Annotated in this window: 14 protein-coding genes; 3 read left to right on the top strand and 11 right to left on the bottom strand. The window is 39.1% G+C overall.

The window, feature by feature from the left end; translation table 11 throughout:
* Positions 1-20 precede the first annotated feature (20 nt).
* Positions 21-1,538, top strand: coding sequence for a glycosyltransferase family 39 protein (locus R9C00_21800; GenBank protein ID WPO34337.1), 1,518 nt, complete (start codon positions 21-23; stop codon positions 1,536-1,538).
* Positions 1,539-1,663: 125 nt separating this feature from the next.
* Entirely contained in the window at positions 1,664-2,446 is a 783-nt protein-coding gene (locus R9C00_21795) for an IS5 family transposase (protein WPO34336.1), read from the top strand.
* 66 nt (positions 2,447-2,512) lie between these two features.
* Here the strand turns inward: R9C00_21795 and R9C00_21790 are convergent, their stop codons facing one another.
* The 9 genes from R9C00_21790 to R9C00_21750 all read right to left on the bottom strand — a co-directional run bounded on the left by R9C00_21790 (position 2,513) and on the right by R9C00_21750 (position 12,196).
* Positions 2,513-3,031: a hypothetical protein gene (locus R9C00_21790; protein ID WPO34335.1), complete on the bottom strand. Its 519-nt coding sequence runs from the start codon at positions 3,029-3,031 to the stop codon at positions 2,513-2,515.
* Between the two features lie 293 nt (positions 3,032-3,324).
* On the bottom strand, positions 3,325-4,389 hold the full coding sequence (locus R9C00_21785; GenBank protein ID WPO34334.1) for a chemotaxis response regulator protein-glutamate methylesterase: 1,065 nt from the start codon (positions 4,387-4,389) through the stop codon (positions 3,325-3,327).
* 12 nt (positions 4,390-4,401) lie between these two features.
* Entirely contained in the window at positions 4,402-5,262 is an 861-nt protein-coding gene (locus R9C00_21780; GenBank protein ID WPO34333.1) for a CheR family methyltransferase, read from the bottom strand.
* Between the two features lie 55 nt (positions 5,263-5,317).
* The gene (locus R9C00_21775) at positions 5,318-7,348 is read right to left on the bottom strand and encodes a chemotaxis protein CheA (GenBank protein ID WPO34332.1); all 2,031 of its coding nucleotides are present in this window, start codon (positions 7,346-7,348) and stop codon (positions 5,318-5,320) included.
* Positions 7,349-7,362: 14 nt separating this feature from the next.
* Positions 7,363-7,728 (bottom strand): response regulator, encoded by a 366-nt coding sequence (locus R9C00_21770; protein WPO34331.1) that lies wholly within the window; start codon positions 7,726-7,728, stop codon positions 7,363-7,365.
* Between the two features lie 21 nt (positions 7,729-7,749).
* A complete protein-coding gene (locus tag R9C00_21765) occupies positions 7,750-8,235 on the bottom strand; it encodes a chemotaxis protein CheW (GenBank protein ID WPO34330.1) in 486 nt (161 codons plus the stop codon).
* Between the two features lie 21 nt (positions 8,236-8,256).
* The gene (locus R9C00_21760) at positions 8,257-9,765 is read right to left on the bottom strand and encodes a methyl-accepting chemotaxis protein (GenBank protein WPO34329.1); all 1,509 of its coding nucleotides are present in this window, start codon (positions 9,763-9,765) and stop codon (positions 8,257-8,259) included.
* Between the two features lie 360 nt (positions 9,766-10,125).
* The gene (locus R9C00_21755) at positions 10,126-10,380 is read right to left on the bottom strand and encodes a hypothetical protein (GenBank protein ID WPO34328.1); all 255 of its coding nucleotides are present in this window, start codon (positions 10,378-10,380) and stop codon (positions 10,126-10,128) included.
* A gap of 328 nt (positions 10,381-10,708) precedes the next feature.
* Positions 10,709-12,196 carry a TlpA disulfide reductase family protein gene (locus R9C00_21750; protein WPO34327.1) on the bottom strand — a complete coding sequence of 496 codons (1,488 nt, stop codon included), beginning with the start codon at positions 12,194-12,196 and terminating at the stop codon, positions 10,709-10,711.
* Between the two features lie 532 nt (positions 12,197-12,728).
* Between R9C00_21750 and R9C00_21745 the strand changes: the two genes are divergently transcribed.
* Positions 12,729-15,377: a WG repeat-containing protein gene (locus R9C00_21745; protein WPO34326.1), complete on the top strand. Its 2,649-nt coding sequence runs from the start codon at positions 12,729-12,731 to the stop codon at positions 15,375-15,377.
* Positions 15,378-15,396: 19 nt separating this feature from the next.
* Here R9C00_21745 and R9C00_21740 read toward each other — a convergent pair whose 3' ends face one another.
* The gene (locus R9C00_21740) at positions 15,397-17,055 is read right to left on the bottom strand and encodes a glycosyltransferase family 39 protein (protein WPO34325.1); all 1,659 of its coding nucleotides are present in this window, start codon (positions 17,053-17,055) and stop codon (positions 15,397-15,399) included.
* Between the two features lie 91 nt (positions 17,056-17,146).
* Positions 17,147-19,012 carry a hypothetical protein gene (locus R9C00_21735; GenBank protein ID WPO34324.1) on the bottom strand — a complete coding sequence of 622 codons (1,866 nt, stop codon included), beginning with the start codon at positions 19,010-19,012 and terminating at the stop codon, positions 17,147-17,149.
* Between the last annotated feature and the right edge of the window lie 24 nt (positions 19,013-19,036).

Here is a 19,036-nt window from a genome sequence, read left to right as displayed (position 1 = left end):
CCCAAAGCCAATTTCCATCTATGAAGAACAAAGAACAGTATATAATTTTTGTCCTCGCTATTTTAAATATTTTTATCCACCTACTTTTCTACGATTCTCTGGAATACCATCGAGATGAACTGCTGTATTTTTCCCTTGGCAGGCACCTCGACCTAGGGTATGCATCTGTGCCTCCACTCATCGGTTGGATAGCAGCTTTGGTGGAAAATACCATCGGGTTTTCTGTTTTTGCAGTGAAGTTGGTGCCTGCCTTGCTTTCAGGGGTAATGGTCGTTTTGTTCGCTCGAATTGCGAAGGAATTGGGCGGGAATTTTTATGCACAGGTTTTGGCTGTAGTAGCTTTTATGTGTACCCCGTTTTCCCTTCGGGCATTTTTCCTTTACCAACCCGTGTGCTTCGATGTGTTCTTCTGGACGCTGGTATTTTACCTCGTCATCAGGTACATCAACACCGAAAGTGATACTACGCTCTACTGGCTAGGGGCAGCTATGGGAATTGCTCTCCTAAACAAATACCTCATTTTTCTTCAATTGGCATCCATTTTTGTATTGCTCAGCTTCACGCCCCAGCGCAAACTTTTTCGCAAAAAAGCATTTTACATAAGCTTGCTAATAGCTTTTGTGATTTTCCTGCCCAACCTCTACTGGCAGATTTCTAACGACTTGCCCGTGCTGCGGCACATGTCGGAGCTAAACGAGCGACAACTGGTGAACGTGGATAGGCTCAGCTTTGTAACTAACCAGCTTTTCATGTGGAATTTATCCTTTTTCATAGCCTTGCTCGGTTTGCTGTACTTGCTATTGAACCCTGCTGGAAAGAAATATGGAATAGTGGCTTCTACTTCCATTTTGGTATTTGCCACGCTGATGTACCTGCAAGGGAAAGCCTACTATGCTGCCGGTATTTTCCCAGTTTTGCTTGCCGCAGGGGCAGTTTTTATTGGGAATAATATGAAGATGAAAGAGTTGAGAATTGCTCTGTTCGCTTTGTTGGTGATTGGAATTATTCCTCTTGTTCCTTTTGGCTTACCCGTGTATTCTCCTGATAAATTGGTGGAGCATTTCGATATGGTGGAGGAAGAATATGGAATTGATGCAGGAAGGACTTTTGAAGATGGAAAGAAACACGAACTTCCCCAAGATTACGCCGATATGCTAGGCTGGGAAGAACTAGCACTGGTTACTAAAAAAGCTTTTGACCAAGTGGAAAACAAGGAAGCCTGTGCTATTTACTGTGAGAATTATGGACAGGCTGGAGCCGTCACCTTGATAGGGAAAAAATACGGGTTGCCCGAAGCCCTCAGCTTTTCCGATGCCTACGAATATTGGCTGCCTCGTTCCTTTGAGCCCGACTTAGAAGCCTTTATTTATATCAATGACGAGCTTGGGGAAGACGTAGCTGCTATTTGCGATGAAGTAATTGAAGTTGGTGGCATCACCAACCCGCTGGCAAGAGAATATGGAACAAAAGTCTACCTCTGCCGAAAATTCAAGGGAAGCTTCAATGGCTTTTGGGGGCAGGTGATGGAAGGGCGATGAATTTGACGTGCCGATGTGTTAATGAGATGATGATTCGATTATGTGATGATTTGATTTAGAGCATGTTTAAATTTTGAAAAGAGCCGGGCAGGCTAAAACTTTGTAGTGACGAAACAACAAAGTTTATGGAAACAGGATATACCCGCTTGACCTCCCGGCAATGGCAATATATAAAAGAATATCTTCCCGTGGAAAGGAAACGCAAATATGACCTCAGGGACGTGGTGGACTCGATCTTGTACTGCATGCGCAGCGGACAGCAGTGGCGCAGCCTCTCGGGCGAGGGACGCCCTCCTTGGAATGTGGTATACTATTATTTCCGCAAGTGGCAGGGGGACAACACGCTTTTTCGGCTGAACGCGGCACTCAACCAACTAGAGCGCAAGAGGAAGGGCAAGAAGGCGACCCCGAGCATGCTTTCCATTGATAGCCAGTCGGTAAAGTGCGCGCCTTTTATCGGGCAGGACACGGGGCTGGACGGCAACAAGAAGGTGAACGGGAGAAAAAGGCACGTCATCACCGATACGCTCGGGCTGGTATGGGGAGTGGTCGCCACTGGCGCCAACGAGCATGACGGCACGATAGGGCAACGGGTGGTGGAGCCCCTCTTGGGCTACCTGCACAGGATGGAAAAGATCCTGGCAGACCAGGCCTATAAAAAGAAGTTCACCGGATGGGTAGAGGACAACATAAGGGGCGTAGAGGTCGAGATATCCTCTTGTCCCCCAACCCCCAGGGGCTTTGTGCCCATCAAGTGGAGATGGGTCACCGAGAGGACATTCGGCACGTTCAATTTCTTCCGGAGGCTGTCCAAAGACTATGAAAAAACTACCAAAAGCCAAGAAGCTTGGGTTTTATGGCAAAACTGCCAAATAATACTTAATAGGATCAAAAAAATGCCTATTTAAAATTTTTAAACATGATCTTAGATACGTAGAGCCAAGGGATGCCTTGGCTTTTTTTTGTCAAAAACTTCAAAAATCCTTTATTCCAAAGTTATCTTTCAGAAATGCTTTAACCTGAAATAGCCTAGCTCCATTTCCAATGATTCCACTCGTACCACTAATATCATTTATTTCAATAGTAACCTTCCCAAGAATCTTGCTTCTTGGGTCACAAAAGCAGCACCATCCACCATCATAATTGGGATGTGTTATCAGGTTTGTATTGTCGTTTGTATCAAATTCAATCTCTTCAATGGTATTTAAAGCACCTATTAACTTTTCAAAAGAAAAATTATATGTTTTAATAAAATTCATCTTTTTGATATATGGCAACTCTCTATTATTCAAATAGTAATAGTTGATTTTGATAGAGTCTCGATGTTTGTGGTGTGTAAATTTAAATTTATGGTGTATGCCATTGTAATCAAAAGACCCTCCATATGCATTCAATATTGAAAACTGAATTACAAATTCATCTTGAGCTATAGCCTTCCCATCTGCCAATAAGAGAAATACGAATCCCAGTAAGTATGTTAGGAGCTTGTTCATTTTGGTTGAATTTATTGCTCCAATTAATTTACGATCAAAAAAGTGAAAACACAACTTGGCTATACAATGCGGTTTCCTTAAAACCTGAAATTATACTTAAACTTTAGGCGGATGCTGCTTTCTTCCATTTGGAATCGGTCTTCTTCCAGTGGCATTTGTTCAGTAGCAGGTTGCTCTCGTTATACAATAGTTGTGATTCGTGAAGCTTTCTGTAGCGTGTTATCTATTTTGGGAGCTTTTACTTCTGGTTCTTGAGGTGATGGAGGGAAGAAACTTAACATTGGTCGACTATATCAAGAATCTTGTTTGGTATCCTCTTCAAGGTAATAGCATACTTTTTCTGAAATTTCCTTTAGTGGAACTACGTCCAAGGCAGCTCCAATTTCTATAGCTTGTTTGGGCATTCCGAATACTACGCTCGATGCTTCATCTTGAGCGATAGTATAAGCCCCGGCGTTTTTTAAAGCCAAAAGGCCTTCGGCGCCATCGTTTCCCATACCTGTCATTATAATTCCAATGGAATTGTTCTTAGAAATTTTAGCTACAGAGTGGAAAAGAACATTGACTGATGGCCTGTGTCTATTTACCAACTCTCCTTGGTAGGTAATCAGTTTCATTCCCTTTGGAGAGGAAACTACGCTCATATGGAAATTTCCAGGTGCTATATAAGCAGTGCCCTGTTCTAATATATCATTGTTTACTGCTTCTTTTACTCGGATAGTACAGCACTCATTTAGTCTTTGGGCGAAGCTGAGTGTAAACTTTTCAGGCATGTGTTGGACAATAACGATAGGAGGGCAATTAGGAGGCATGGCTTCTAGAAAAGTCTTGAGAGCTTCTGTTCCTCCGGTTGATGCCCCAACTGTAATGATGGATTTTTTTGAGTTTTGTAATTTGGCTTGATGCACCTTAGCCCTTGTTATTTCTGGACTTAGAGACCCTGTCTTTCTTCGCTTGGAATAATATGCAGACCGGATGATATCCACCAACCTGATTTCAGATTCCTTGATATCTTGTTCTGTAGATAGCTCAGGCTTGGCTATTACCTCCACTGCTCCTAGTTCCAATGCTTTTAAAGCTGAATTTGCTCCTTGTTTTGTGTGGTTTGAAATAATTACTACTGGCATTGGAGCCTGTTTCATTATTTTTTTCAAAAAAGTAAGCCCGTCCATTCTAGGCATTTCTATGTCTAGTGTAATCACATCAGGCTTATGTTTTTGAATCTTTTTCACTGCATAATAGGGATCCATTGCAGTTCCAATAACCTCTATTTCAGAAGATTTATCCAATATGGTTTTGAGGGCTTGGCGTACTGAAGCCGAATCATCAACTATTAATACTTTTATTTTATGAAACATAGCCCAAGGTCTTTAGAGTTTTTGGTACGATGTAGGGAAAATAGATTTGATTGATGCATTTGATCCTATAGCTGATTCGGAATGACCTAAAAATAAAATACCGTCTGTTTTCAAAGTATGGCTAAGCCTGTTAATTACTTCTTTCTGGGTTTTTATATCAAAATAAATGATCACATTTCTACAAAAAACAAAATCAAACTTAAACGGTATATTGTATATTTTTTTATTGAGGTTTAAGCTCGAAAAAGAAATCTTATTTTTCAAGTCTGTCCTCTTAAATTTATAAGACATCACTCCGTTTATAGCTGTTTTTTCGAAATAGGATTCCCTAATAGTCTTATCTAGCCCGACCAAAGCTGGCTCTTGGTAGATTCCCTTTGTTGCTGCTTTGAGTGATGGGATAGAAATGTCGGTGCCAAATAGTTGGAAATCGATGGCAGGGTTACGTTCCCTGTATTTATCTAATAAAATAGCAAGAGAGTATACTTCTTCGCCCGTAGAGCAGCCAGCACTCCATATTTTCAATAGTTTATTAGATCCTTTTTTAGGTAAGTACTGATCCAGATAGGTATTGATCAAAAAATCAAATTGATGAGCTTCTCTAAAAAAGCTTGTTTTATGAGTAGTAACAAGGTCTATGAAATTGCAATACTCCTTTGCAGCAGTTTTTTTTTTGAAGGAAAACAGAAAATCAATGTAATGGTCAGTGGTAGGAAAACCTAATGCTTTAGTCCTTTTATGAAGCCTAGATTCTAATAAAGTTTTCTTTATATCAGGAAGGTTTAGACCATATTTTTCAGCCAAGTATTCTTGGGCAATTTTAAATTGCTTATCACTTAGTTTACTAATTGATAGTTTGTTCGGTTTTGTCATGTTCAATAAAAATGATTGAGGTTAGTGCACCGTTTTAAGACCAAAACAAATCGTATTAATTGTTAAGCTTTAATGCATTGAGAATTAGTGCCATACTGCCATCTCCCAAAATTGAAGCTCCTGAAAAGCATTCTGCTGGCCTTAATAACTCATTTAATGGTTTGTACACGGTCTGTAACTCTCCCAATATGCTGTCTACTACTATGGCAACCCTCTGGTCATTTTTGTTTATTACTATCACCTTTTCCTCCTCTGGAGATTGATCCTTTACCTCAAAGAACTCTCTTAGTGAAACAAAGGGGACAAGCTGGTGGTCATACTTGATTTGCCTACTTTTTTTCTCAAATAATTTATCGTGGTTTTCAGTATAGCAATATTCTACTTCTGATATTGGCAAAAGATACTTCTGGTTTGCCACGCTAACTATTAAGGTATCAAGTACCGAAAGAGAGTTTGGCAATCTTAAAGTGATGATGGTCCCCAGCCCTTGTTCGGTATGAATTTCAACTTCACCCCTAACTGTTGCCAAGTCTTTTTTCACCACATCCATTCCCACGCCTCTTCCACTTACTTTGGTAACTTCTTCGGCAGTGGAAAATCCTGGTTCTAAAATCAACTGTGTTAATTCTCTTTCAGAATAAGTTTTCTCAGCCGAAATCAATCCTTTTTCTATGCCTTTAGCCCTTACCTTCTCAAGGTCTATGCCTTTTCCATCATCTTGGATTTGAATAAAAACATGGTCGCTGCTGTTGTAGGAAAAAAGCTTAAGCAATCCTTTTTTAGGTTTTCCTTTAGCCTCCCTGTCTTCAGGAGATTCTATTCCATGATCAACTGCATTTCTAATAATATGCAACAAGGGGGCTTCTACTGCACTTATAATGCTTCTATCCAGTTCAGTTTCCAAGCCTTGGGTGATGAACTCAACCTCCTTCCCAAGCTGTTGCGATAAGCTTCTGATCAATCTTCGAATCTTGACAGCCATTACATTTACAGGAGTTAACCTGATGTTAAAGGCATTGTCTCTTAATTTGAGCGATAGCCTTTCCAGCTTTTCAGCAGCTTCATCTAGTTCAGTATTGCCAAGGTAACCTGCCAAATGCTGTAATTCAGACCTGAAAACCACTATTTCACTAACTATGTTGATTAGGTCGTCTAATTTTTTGGTGGAAACACTGATATTACTTTCCTTTTTTTGCTTGCTAAAAAGAGACTGTTCAGTTGTTTCTTTTTCATTATCAGCTGCTTCTGTCGTTTCGGGTTGACGACTGGATTCTTCTAGTATTTCTTTTTTTTCAGTAGGAGTAATACTGTCTAAAAGCTCTACTCTTTTTGCATAATCATTTGCGGATAATTCAATTTTGCCAAGAGCTTCTTTGAATGTATCGTTGTTTGAGAGGTCAGAATCAGTTAGGGGAAGTACCTTGTATTCAGTTTCTAACATGAAGAGGAATACATCATTTACCTCTTCTTCACCTTCTGAAGTACTCAAATAAATTTCAAACCAAGAAGAAATTTCTTTGTTTTCAATCTGGGTTTCAAGAGGAATGTCATCGTTATGAACGATCATCTCTGTTTTGCCCAATTCTTCTATTTCTTCAAATACAGCGGTTAAGTTTACCCCTCTTTTAAATAATAATTTTTCAGGTTTAAAAACTATTAAAAAGGAGGATGCCTCTTTGGGAGAACCAGCATTTTTCCCTTCCATATCAACCTGAACTCCATCCTCGTCAGCTCTTAATCTTTTAACTTCTTCTATGATACTATCTACTTCACTTTTACAGTCGTTTCCATTGAGCAAATCTTTCAATGTGTCTGCTGTATGGAGTGTAAGGTCTAGAATAAAATCATCGTTTTGCCTAATATTTTCTCTTATATCGGCATAGATGTTTTCCAGATCATGCGTAAGCCTTTCAATTTCTGTTAAGCCAAACATTCCCGCAGAGCCTTTCAACGTGTGCAGTACTCTGAAAACCGTGTTGATTTCCTCAATACTGCCCAAGTCCTTTTCCAAAACCATTAAGCTTTTTTCAAGGTCTTTTACAAGGTCTTTTGCCTCTACAATAAATTCTTTAATCAGCTCCTGCATGAATCGATAAAAACTTATTTAAGTGCTTTTTTTACTAATTTCAAGAAGAAGTCCGTGTCGAAAGGTTTCTTTATCCAAGCTGTAATGCTTGCGTCTAGTGCCTTTTTAATTTTGTCTTCTCTTACTTCGGTTGTGAGCAAAAGAATTGGCATATACTCGTATTGAGATTTGGAGCGAACCAATTCAATTAACTCAGCGCCATTTATGTTTGGCATATTAAAATCCGTCACCAAAAGGTCGATTGACCTTCCATCAAAATACCTAGACGCATCTTGGCCATCCACAGCCTCCAATACATTATACCCCATAGTTGTAAGAGTTTTTGCAATCACCTTACGCGATACGTCAAAATCTTCGGCAACCAAAATGGTTTTGCTCATCTGTGTTTTTAGTTTTAATTATCATTTTGAAACAGAATTATCTACTTCTAGAAAATTCGTCAATTCTTTTTCAAATACTTTTACCACGCTGATAATCATATAAAATTCTTCAGCTACTTTTAACATTCCATCTAACGTTTGGGTGTCGAATCCCATGTTTTCTAATGGAGGTGCGCTCAGTTGAGCGGTTTCAGTGTTCACCACATCCAGTACTTCATCTACCAACAGGCCTACAAAAAATGATTCTTCATCATTGTCTATTTCTAAAACTATGTTTTTTGTCTTGGGAAGTATTTCAGTAGTGCCCAAGTCTACTTTTTTTGCTAAATCAACTACAGGCAATACGAGCCCTTCTAGGTTAATAACACCATTTATGAAGTTTGGGGCTTTTGGTACCCTCATCATATTTTCCAAGTCAATTACCCTTGTTACATACTTCACATCTACGGCAAAGTGTTCTTTACAGAGTGAAAACAACAAGTACGATTTGATTTCTGAAGTTGGCATAAAACAATCACTTTACGTTTTCTATTCTTCTGTATTTCCGTTTACCGAATGGTTTTTAATACCTATGGTGAAATTCTCTTCTGGAATTTCAATATCGTCATCGTTGTCCAAATGAATAGTAGGACCTGACTCCTTAGGGGAAGAAATTTTGGATCCTGGTTCATTTGTCAGCATGCTGTTGGTAGGAGTGTTTTTGCTGACTTCTTCGGTTGCATCTAAAATAGATTTCAACCTTTCAATCTGATCAAGGATTTTACCTTTTGAAAACTGTTGTTCGTTTTCCTCACTTAATTTAAAGAAGGCAACGTCTTTCTTTAAGTGCAGAGCCTGTGCATTAAAATTATCAGCAGAAGAAGCTAATTCTTCCGCTGATGAAGCATATTGTTGAGTTGCCTGGTTTAGCTGAGCTAGAGCAGCATTAATCTGTTCGACACCTGCCCTTTGTTCAGCACTTCCAGAAGAAATTTCTTGGATTAGATTGAATGCTTTTTGCATACCTGGTGTCAGTTCATCGAGTAAAAGACCTGAGTTTTCAGCCTCTTTTACACATTTTTTGGTAAGCTCTATAATAGTTTCAGCTGAGTTTCTGCTTCGTTCTGCAAGTTTTCTGACCTCAGTGGCCACTACGGCAAAGCCTTTTCCTTGTTCTCCGGCTCTAGCAGCTTCTACTGCAGCATTTATAGCCAATAGATTGGTCTTATCTGAAATCTCATTTATTACTTGAATTTTCTCCGCAATATCCTTTATAGCGTCAAATGTGGCATCCGATGAAGATTTTACCGATTGCATCTTTATCGTAGTTTGACTTGCTATTTCTTCGGCACCTTGTGCATTTTCAGCATTTTGATTGATATTGCCTGTCATCTGCTCTACTGAAGAGGATATCTCTTCCAAAGAGCTCGCTTGTTCGGTAGCACCCTGTGCAACAATCTGTGAACTTTTGTTGATTTCTTCTGATCCCAAAGAAATAGCACCCGACCTTTCAGAAATGTTGTTTACTGTCAAAGCTAGCTGGTGAATCATCCTTTTGAGGGCAATATCTAAATCTCCGTGCTTATCATTTTTTTCAAAATCAATAGTAGCACTGTGTATTTTTCCTTGGGAAACTAATTCTGCAATAGAAATACTTTCCTTAAGGTTAGCAAGCATATTGATCAAGGCTTTATTAATGTATCCTAATTCGTGATTTTTTTTGGCTATTTCAGCATCAAATTGTACCGAAAAAAAACCTTTAGAAAGCTGTTCTATATTTTCAGTCATATTAGTCAACGGTTTGCCTACTTTGGTCTTCAAAAATTGAATTCCAAGATACAAGGTTATTGTATAGACAATAGCTGCTACAGGAATAATCCATAAATTACCCGTAAAGCCAACTAACATACCTGATATCGCAGCTACCATACTGTTCAATACTACCGAAACAGAAATGATATATAGAATTGATTTTTTAAAGAGAACTCTGAACAAGAGCAGTATGAGCGGTACTACTACAAAAACTATTATTAAGGATGAAATATAGAATTGAGTCATGAGTGTTATTTGTATTTTTCACTAAATAAATGCCTTCCCTAAACAGCAGGGGATTTATGCTAGAACGGTATTTTTTGAGTAATGACATTTATTATACAAACTAATTTGTTCTGGTAGATTGTGTTAGAATATCAAAGGCTAACCTCGGTTAAATGAAGAAGTTGTGAACAAACCGTTGTTTGCAATACAAGTTAAATCAAGTATCAACTTTATCCCTACCTACTTTCTTTTTTTAATTGAATTCCCAAAGATATTTTTATCTATTGTTTGTGTTGTTACTTGAGTTTTGAGCAAAAAAAACTCCAAGGTATTTGCCTTGGAGCTAGTAGTTAGAGAAGTTGTAATGGTAATCTATTTGTACTAAACATATAACGTTTCGAAGCTGAAAAAAGAGTTGAACTCTGACCCAAGGTCATTTAGTAAGGAAGGGACTTCTTTTACATTGATAAATAGTTGGTTTAGCAATTTTTCCCCAGCTTCTTTATTTTTAATATCTATTATGGCTTGTCCGCACTTGAGATTGTAAACATCTCCGTCTGTCATAAGACTTGCCACATAATCTTGGATGTATCCAGATTCCCGGCTTTGGTACTCGTACATTTTAATGACTTCCATGTATTCTGTATTGGGTTAGTCAGTGCCTATAAAGTTAGTTTGCCTAGTTACTTGTTTAAGTAAGCACTGGTTAATAATTAAGGTTTTGTATAGCTGGCTTGCTAATTGGTTCTCTTGCTTAAATCGTTGGCTTCGTTTGTCGAAAACCTTTCGAGTGTACAAGTATAACGGGTGCGCTCATAAACATTAGCCTACATGCTGTCAACAAGACTTAATATGTTTAAATCAGTATTAATCGTAAAGTGTACATGTGATATTGGGTGATCATAAAACAAAAAAGCCGTTGCCTAATTTTTTGGCAACGGCTCGTATTCACATATGAATTAGCTTATAGCTTCGAAACTGCTCCTGCGGTAAGTAGCGCTTCTATCGCCCCTTTTATCTCATTTCCGCTCGATGGCCTAGGCGCAGTGGCATCGGCTATTTTTCCGTCTTTCCCTATCAAAATATACCTTGGGATACCTTTGATCATATAGTCTTTGTTGATTGAGCTGTTCCAAGCATCATCGCCTATCACATGCACGCCCATAGTGCGGAACTCTTCGTCTTCTGACAGAAGTTTCTTCCAAGCATCAATGTTTTCATCTATCGAAACATATAAGAGAACCAAATCTTCCCTGTCGCCAAAATAGGTGTGAAGCTCTTTGGCAGAAGGCAATTCTCTCATACAAGGACCACACCATGTAGCCCAAACGTCGATATACACCACCTTGCCCACAAAATCGCTGAGGGAAACCTCGGTACTATCAAGACTGGTGTAAGTGAAATCAATAGCGGGTTTACCTTCTGAGAGTATCACCCATTTTTCGTAGTTTTCTTCAATGGATGCTAAGTTTTTTTCGTCTATATTTATTGCTTTGTAAGCAGTCATTAAGCTGTCGGCAATGCTATCTACTCCCGAGAAACTGATGTAATCAAATACTTGGCTTGCAGCTATGAAATCTTTGATTGGCCCTGGAGCCTCTAAGTTTGATGCTATTTCGTACATTTTCAAGCTATAACCTGACATTTCTTTCACAGAAGAATCTTGTGGGTTTGCTTCGGTATAAGCAGTAAATTCTTTACGAACAATATTGTTTAAGTAGCTTTTGAAGTTACTTGAAGCCAAGTAAGCTTCATCCATAGGAATCTCTTCCATAAATACATAGTAGGAGTCGGGTACTGCAAATTCTTCCAAGTCTGAATAATACTTGTGGTACATTGGGTACATCATTTTTTTCTGACCCCAGTCAGCAATAAGCTCAGCTTCTTCTAGCGCTTTGAACGCATCGCTTACTTCTAAGCTATCGAAAAACTCGGTATAAAGCCCCTTGTTAGCCATGAGTATCGAGTCCATCGCTAGTTCAAAATCGGCTAGTTCGAGCATCATTAGCCCACGGAAACCTCCGTCGTATTTTGCCATAAGCTCCTCGTTCAAGAGCATTTTTTTAGCAAAATAATTTTGCTTTTCAGCGCCGATACCTGTCCAAGCTACCGATTCGTCAAACTCTTCGGCATCGATGGTAAGACTGAGAGAATCGCCTGGCTCCAGGTATACCTTGGTGTACTCGCCATTAGATACCATGGCTTGAACTGGTTCGGCTAGTTCAAAAGTAGCTTCAAAATATCCTGTACTGTCAAGCCCTAGCTCTGCTAGAGTGATCTTTTCGCTGTCCAATGATGGAGTTCTGTAACTGATTGTTACTTTTTCGGTCTTTGAGTTCGTGATTGTACCATTTACGGTCACCGTTTCTACTACTGCTTCTTGCTCTTTTTCCTTGGAACAAGAGAAGAAAACGAAAGCTGATAAAATGAGAAACAACAATGAATGTTTCATAAGTGAATTTGAGTTTAATGAGAAATGCTAAACTTTTATTTATATATCAATAGTTACGAGAAAATGACTTAGTCTAAACCGAAAAGAAAGTAGCAGTGACGGCAACCTTAAAAAAAGTAGTTAAATCTTGGGTTAAGATGTTTGATAAAAGGTCGTGAGTTATTGGATTGTGAATGGAGGTAAAAGTTGTGAAGTGAATCGTAGTGACTTGTTATTGGTAATCATTAACAAAAATAGGGGCAAAAATTAGATTTCCTATAAAAAAATGTAATTCTTGTTATAAGGAAAAGGTAAGTGGATTGTTTTTAGACCTTTAGCCAATATTAGAACTGCGGTAATAGTTTCAGAACTTTTAATATTTATCCTAAAAACTGAAAAATGATTACTTTTGAGGCTTGACTTTCCAAATAATCACCTGTATTATTCTCTATCTAAATTTTGCGTCTTAAACACTTTACGTTTTACGAAGAAGAGGTAGTAGACCGATAATTAGCAACAAACCTATTCATTCCATCTTTCAACTCGGAATACGATGATTCGTTTTTTGATTACTGTTTTTTTTCTGGTTTCCACTTTTATGAACCTCCAAGCGCAAAGTGTCAAGGCTTTAGAGAAGCTTTTGGAGAAGCAAGATTTTGAAAAACTGGAGGCTTCTTTAAAGAAGAAATTGGAAAAAGATTCACTAGATGCAGGTGCATATTATTTCTACAGCCTTTATTACCTCGATACGGCCAATCCTTTTTATGACATAGATAAAGCTTACGAAGCGGTCAGTACTTCTTTGGAAACTTTGCAGAAGCTGGAAGGCAAAGAGGTGCTAAAGCTCGATAAAGCTGGGCTTTCGGAAGTGCGGATACGAGATACTAGGGCAAAGGTGGACAGCTTGGCTTTTGAAAGGGCGCGGGAATACCACGATTTAGCTGGGTACCAGACATTCATAAATGAGTTTGTGGCGGCCAATCAGATGGATTCGGCCATTGTACTAAGAGATAGTATTGCTTTTGCCGCGGCGCTCAAAGCAGATACCTACCAAGCTTATTTGTCATTTTTTGAGACGTACCCCGAGGCTAGGCAAGTGGAAGAAGCCAAGAAGCGCTACCACAAATTGCTCTACGATGCCAAAACCAAAGAAGCGACCATAGAAAGTTATGCCGCTTTTATACGGGATTATCCAGATAATCCGCACAAACCAGAAGCAGAACTACACCTTTACCAGTTGTTTACGGCAGATACCAAACCTTCCACTTTCGCAAAGTTTATTGCCGATTATCCGAGCAATAGGTATGTAGAAAGGGCTTGGTATTGGCTTTGGTTTTTGAGCGATTCGCCTCAAGGATTTCTCTCTATTTACCCCAATTTTCCCAATAAAGACTGGGCAAAAGAGGCGGTGGAAATGAGCCAAATAAACTTTTATGCATTTATAGACCCCGACTCGGCAAAGTTTGGTTTTATGGACCAGCAAGGAAAGCTCATGCTTGCGCCAAGCTACGAGGATATAGGTGAAAGCTACCGCTGTAGTGGTGTTTTCGATGATTTTATAGTAGTGGTTAGTAATGGAAAAACGGGGGCTATAGACAAAAAAGGAAGGGTAATAGTGCCTTATGAATTTGATAAGGTAGCATATTTTGCCCCTGGCGTATTGCTTACGGTCAAAAATAAGCTGTTTGGCTTGTATCATCAAGCTGGGTTTAAGCTGATGGACAATCAGTATGACGATGTGCAATTGCTTTCGAGAGGCTTGGTAAGTGTAAAGAAATATGGCGCCCTCGGCATCCGGACGATGAACGACCAGCTGGTACTTCCCATGGAGTATTCATTTATTGATACTGATAGGGAAGCGGGGGTGATCTCGCTCAGTAATGGAGGAAAGTCGGCGTATGTGAACGAGGAGATTTTGCTCTCGGCAAAGGGTGATGCCAGCCACCTTATCCAACTAGAGTACGATGATTTTGAGGTTTCTCATGAGTATTTCCTCAACCTAAGCAAGGGAGGGAAGCAAAGTATAAAAAATTATGCCTATGAGGACGTAGTGCCCGAAAATGATGAGATAAGAGATACACCTGGAGGCTGGCTTGCCGAGAAATCGACAGGATTTAATTTTTATAATATGCAGGGACAAAAAATATCGCCTGTGGATTATGAAGAAGTGATAGTGGGCAAAAAAAGCTATGCCGTGCGAGTAGGTGGCAAGTGGGGCGTGATTAATTTTGAGGGCGAGCTCTTTATCCAAAATGTGTACGACACTATTCATTTTGTGGAAGACAAAGGGATTTTGCTGGAGCAGGGAAAGAAGAAGTTGGGCTATTTTTATAAAGACGATCTTACAGATTTTACCAAGTACAGGTCGCTCAACATCCAGTCGGCAAAGTTGCCAGTGGACAGTGTGAGCTACGAGTACATGCCGTTTATCATCACCGAAGATGCCCGCAGGAAAAAGGGATTGCTTTCAGGAGACGGGTACGAAATTTTGGGCAATAAGTACCAAAAAATCACCTTGCTGGATGAGGAGATGGTGATGATAGAAAACTATGGGAAGCGAGGCTTGGCAAACTTGCGGGGGAAAACGGTGCTAAAGCCTTCGTACGAGGTGATTACCCACTACAAAGACGCTTATTTCTCGCTTTTTAAGACAAAGAAATTTGGCTTGTTCAATGCGAAAACAAGCGAAGTGATAGCTCCTGAATACGATGCTACCCTAAAGCTCTACGGGCAGTCGGACAGTATTTTTATTGCCAAAAAAGGGCAGTTTGGATTTGTGGACAAGCACAACGAAGTCGTAGCCGATTTCCAGTTTGACGATGTGCGCTACTGGAACGATACGGTAAGCCTGGTGAGGCACGAAGCCAAATGGAAGCTGTACAACTTTAGCGGAAACTACTTCCTCCCCGAAACCTTCGATACATTTGAATACCTCTACAATACCCCTGAAAATGTAGTGATAGTGACCTACCGCAGCAGCGGCTACGGTTTGCTCAGCAACCACAAGGGCAGGCTGATCCAAGAGGAATATACCGAAATCATCAACCTTGGGGATGAAACCACGCCTTTTTACCTAGTAGAAAGAGAAATATCGCAGGCGGGCAAATACGTGATGCTCTATATCAACGAAGAAGGCGAGGTGGTAAAAGACCAACTCCTAGAAGAACCCGACTATGTGAAAATAGCTTGTTATGATGAGTAGTAGAGGTTCAAAAAACAATTTACTCTACCCACACTTCCATCAAATATCTTGTTTTTAGTTCTTCTGGTCTTGTTTTGTAGAAGATGAACTCTTTGGTTAGCGTGGTGATATGATAATGCTCGTATTCTTGTATGATGTTGTATTTCAGTCCTTTTTCGGTGAATTCATCCATCAATTCTTTATCCGTATAAAGAAGCACTTTATTAAAAGTTGATATTTTTTGAATAGCTTCATCTACGCTGCCAAGGCTATCCAAATGGATCAGCTTATTTTCAGAATAGTATTCCATCAGCCCTTCGTTGTGGGTGACTATGATGGGTTCTTTGGGATAGTTTTCGTTGGCAAAATCAGCCATGAAAACGCCTGATTGGTACTTGAACAGGCTTGGGTAAAAGCTGAAATTGAGGAAGATGGCAAATATAGCAACTCCAAGAACTGCAAAAATGATAGGCTTCCCTTCTCCATATTTTTTGGTGACGTTGAAAAAAATGATGACCCCAGTAAGTACTATACATAGCGTAATTCCGATGACGGGGTAGTCGGTTCGAAAGAAATATTCTAACAAAGCAATCATTAAAATATAGACAACCGCATATAGGTTTAGGGAAATGTTTGTAATCTTCTTAATGGGATTTTTATTGCCTTTTTGCAGCAATACAGATGCTGTTAAAATGGATATAAAAGGATATATAATATTCAGGTAATGAGGTAGTTGAAATTTTGATGCGGAAAAGATGACGAACATGATAGAAAAGCCAAGGAGGGTAAGGTAATCTTGGTCTTTTTTACGCTTGAATAGCTCTTTTACATAGATAAACAAAGCGGTAAAGCCTATAAAAACCCAAGGTGCGTAGGCCCAGAGCATGGTATGGAAAAAGAAAAAAGGATCTCCCGACCCTTTGATAGGACCTGTGTTGAAAAACCTTCCAAATTGGCTATCCCAAACGAAAAATTTCAAGCCGGAAACTCCTGTTCTGCCAAAAACCACTTTTTCGGGGTGGAGGTCAAACTGGGTGTAAACAGCGTACAGCTCTGGAAAAATGAAGACAAACGTGAGGAGGAGTACAAAAATCCACCTGAATTTTAGCATTTCCTTGAATTGCCCTTTCAAAATCATATTCCCGAAAATGGCGGAATAGATAATAATGAGGATGAACAGCCCCTTGGTCATGATGGCAGTGCCACTAAATAGTGACGTGAGCACCAGATCGGCAAATGAAAACCGCTGGGTGAGCTTGTACATGTGGTAGATAGCGCCCATGATCAGCCCCATCAGAATGGCCTCGGCTCGCACATCGTTATTCGAGATGATTATATGCAGAGAAGACCCAAGAATAATTGCAGCTAAATACCCCGTTTCCTTATTGTAGATTTTCTCGGCAAGCTTGAAGGTGTAGAACAAGGAAACCAAGAAAAGTAAGATAGATGGGAGTTTGTAGGCAAAAGCATTTGCCCCAAAAATATTGATGGAGAGCGCACATAACCAATAAGGGAAATGGGGTTTATCTAGCCAATCTCTTTCTAGCACAATAATATCCAAGTAGTTGCCTGAAGCACTGAAAGACTTGGCGATGGATGCATAAAGTGCTGAATCTGATGTGAATACTTCATTTGTTAGGCTGGTTGCATTGATGACAACGACAACAATAGAAAGCAATAAAATTACTTTTTTACTCATGTCTTTAATTTCTAGCGTAGCTCGAAGTTTCCTGTTAATAAAAATCAGCTGCAAAATTAAGAGATATTCGGCTAAGGAGCGTTGCCAGCGCTTAGTTATTTAGGTGCTCTTCTTTCCACTCCATTATTTCTGTGGCTATTTCCCACATTAGGTTTCTAGAATCTTCTTTTCGAACTAGCTGAATGTAGAACTTTTCGTTTTCTGTATTTAATAAAAGTTGATGTAGGTAATCAATATCTGGCTTGCTTATAGCACCCTCAATTTGATTTAAGTAACATTTTGAATTTGGACCAATGGGTATTGGCCCACTTTTTACAGTACAAGATTTATTGGTAAGTTCTAGCCTTGTTGAATTAGTAAAGCAGCTAAAATGTTTTAAGGCACTATAACTACAATAAGCAAAAGTAGGAAGTAAGAATAGTGTTCTTAAGCCAGTTGATACATTGGATGATGCCAATGCATATAGACTTGCGATGGCAATTACAGAATATACTATTACGTACGTATAAACATACAAATCAACCTTTTTTCTAAATACATAAACTAATTTGTCGGCAGTTGTCTGTTTGAAAATACGTTTAGTTAACTTCTCATATGTTTCCTTTGGCTTATGTTTCTCTCGGTTTATTTCTAGAACAGCCGTCTTCTTGATTCTTGATAAAGTACCAATAGCATTTAATTCTTCAATTATATTTTGGAATGAAATATGAATTGACCCATCGTCTGAGTTTTCATAAGTAGCATTGAAAATAGTTGTAACAGAATCTTGTAAAAGGTTCTGTTTTTCAAACACAACTTTTTCAGGGTTTGCAAATACTTGTTTTAGGTACAAAAAAAAGCGGTTCTGGGCTAGTTTGTCAGCGTTCCGCTTCAAATGCTTGCTTTTTCCATAAATAAATACTGCAAAAAAGGATAAGGAGAATAAAAAAGGCAACAAATGTATATTTACTTCATTAGGCAAAAATGGGATTGAACCGCTTTCAGAAGAGTAAATCAAAAAAGTAGATGTGATTAGGATAAAAGAATTGATTATAACAATCAAACCATTTACAAAGATGTAATTTGAATTCCAGTCCTTTATTGGTAGTAAATTATTCCAGATATAAAGGTTTTCCACCTTTTCAGGTTTGGCAGAAGAATCGGGCAGGAGGTCAGGGAAGTTATAAATAAGAACTCCTTCTGTAGTTACTTCCACATTCCCTCCATAATGGTACATAAAAAGGGTTATTTCTTGTTCAGCTTTATGAAGATTCCAACCTGTAATCATTACAAGCTCTGAAACTGTAATTCTATTTCCATTCAAGGTTATGTATTCTAATACTTTCTTTTCTTCGGATAAAACAACTTCTGATTGAGAGTCCTTTTCACCGAAAACAAACTCAAAAACTATTTGAAATATGTTTTTATTCCATTTGTCTATAGAATAAACATATTTCCGCTTACCCATAAAAAACCGAAAAACGGATTTCTTAAATTTAATTCCCTTATTGAGTAAATTGGTTTTATCATCGAGAATCACATAAATAAAAAGTAGAACCCAGATAGGAAGATGGACTACCGACAAAACCCAAAAAAGAGTAGGTCCTATTCCCACCAAATAAGGAAAATAAACAAACGCATTGTAAAACAGCATAAAGGTGATAAAGCCCATAAATGCCCACTTGGCGAGCTTTTTTCCAAGCTTTTGAGCCTCTTTCCAAAAGTCCTTTTTCCCCACCACATCCGAAAAGTCGAACTTGTAGGAGAGGTTGTGGTCTGCGTCGGCTTTTAGCACACATTGGAAGGTGCCAATGAAGTCTTCCAGGGCATCTTCCACGTCGTAAACCGAAAGCCCCGTTTCCGTCACTATTTCGTGTTTGGTGGCGGCTGTTTTCCTTTGTTTGAGGAAAGCTTTCACCAAGCTTCTTACTTTCTCGTCGGACTGGTTGCCGACCCTGGCAGATGTGTGTTGAGCCATTTGTTGTTCCTTGCTGGTTGATTA

The organism is Flammeovirgaceae bacterium SG7u.111 (assembly GCA_034044135.1).
Classification (GTDB): Bacteria; Bacteroidota; Bacteroidia; order Cytophagales; family Flammeovirgaceae.
Note: the sequence above shows the minus strand (reverse complement) of the source record. Positions and strands in the feature narration are given on the sequence as shown.

What these genes read in the sequence shown, in the direction of transcription:
- R9C00_21800 (WPO34337.1), top strand. Translation starts at nt 21, where the DNA reads ATGAAGAACAAAGAACAGTATATAATTTTTGTCCTCGCTATTTTAAAT.
- R9C00_21795 (WPO34336.1), top strand. Translation starts at nt 1,664, where the DNA reads ATGGAAACAGGATATACCCGCTTGACCTCCCGGCAATGGCAATATATA.
- R9C00_21790 (WPO34335.1), bottom strand. Translation starts at nt 3,031, where the DNA reads ATGAACAAGCTCCTAACATACTTACTGGGATTCGTATTTCTCTTATTG.
- R9C00_21785 (WPO34334.1), bottom strand. Translation starts at nt 4,389, where the DNA reads ATGTTTCATAAAATAAAAGTATTAATAGTTGATGATTCGGCTTCAGTA.
- R9C00_21780 (WPO34333.1), bottom strand. Translation starts at nt 5,262, where the DNA reads ATGACAAAACCGAACAAACTATCAATTAGTAAACTAAGTGATAAGCAA.
- R9C00_21775 (WPO34332.1), bottom strand. Translation starts at nt 7,348, where the DNA reads ATGCAGGAGCTGATTAAAGAATTTATTGTAGAGGCAAAAGACCTTGTA.
- R9C00_21770 (WPO34331.1), bottom strand. Translation starts at nt 7,728, where the DNA reads ATGAGCAAAACCATTTTGGTTGCCGAAGATTTTGACGTATCGCGTAAG.
- R9C00_21765 (WPO34330.1), bottom strand. Translation starts at nt 8,235, where the DNA reads ATGCCAACTTCAGAAATCAAATCGTACTTGTTGTTTTCACTCTGTAAA.
- R9C00_21760 (WPO34329.1), bottom strand. Translation starts at nt 9,765, where the DNA reads ATGACTCAATTCTATATTTCATCCTTAATAATAGTTTTTGTAGTAGTA.
- R9C00_21755 (WPO34328.1), bottom strand. Translation starts at nt 10,380, where the DNA reads ATGGAAGTCATTAAAATGTACGAGTACCAAAGCCGGGAATCTGGATAC.
- R9C00_21750 (WPO34327.1), bottom strand. Translation starts at nt 12,196, where the DNA reads ATGAAACATTCATTGTTGTTTCTCATTTTATCAGCTTTCGTTTTCTTC.
- R9C00_21745 (WPO34326.1), top strand. Translation starts at nt 12,729, where the DNA reads ATGATTCGTTTTTTGATTACTGTTTTTTTTCTGGTTTCCACTTTTATG.
- R9C00_21740 (WPO34325.1), bottom strand. Translation starts at nt 17,055, where the DNA reads ATGAGTAAAAAAGTAATTTTATTGCTTTCTATTGTTGTCGTTGTCATC.
- R9C00_21735 (WPO34324.1), bottom strand. Translation starts at nt 19,012, where the DNA reads ATGGCTCAACACACATCTGCCAGGGTCGGCAACCAGTCCGACGAGAAA.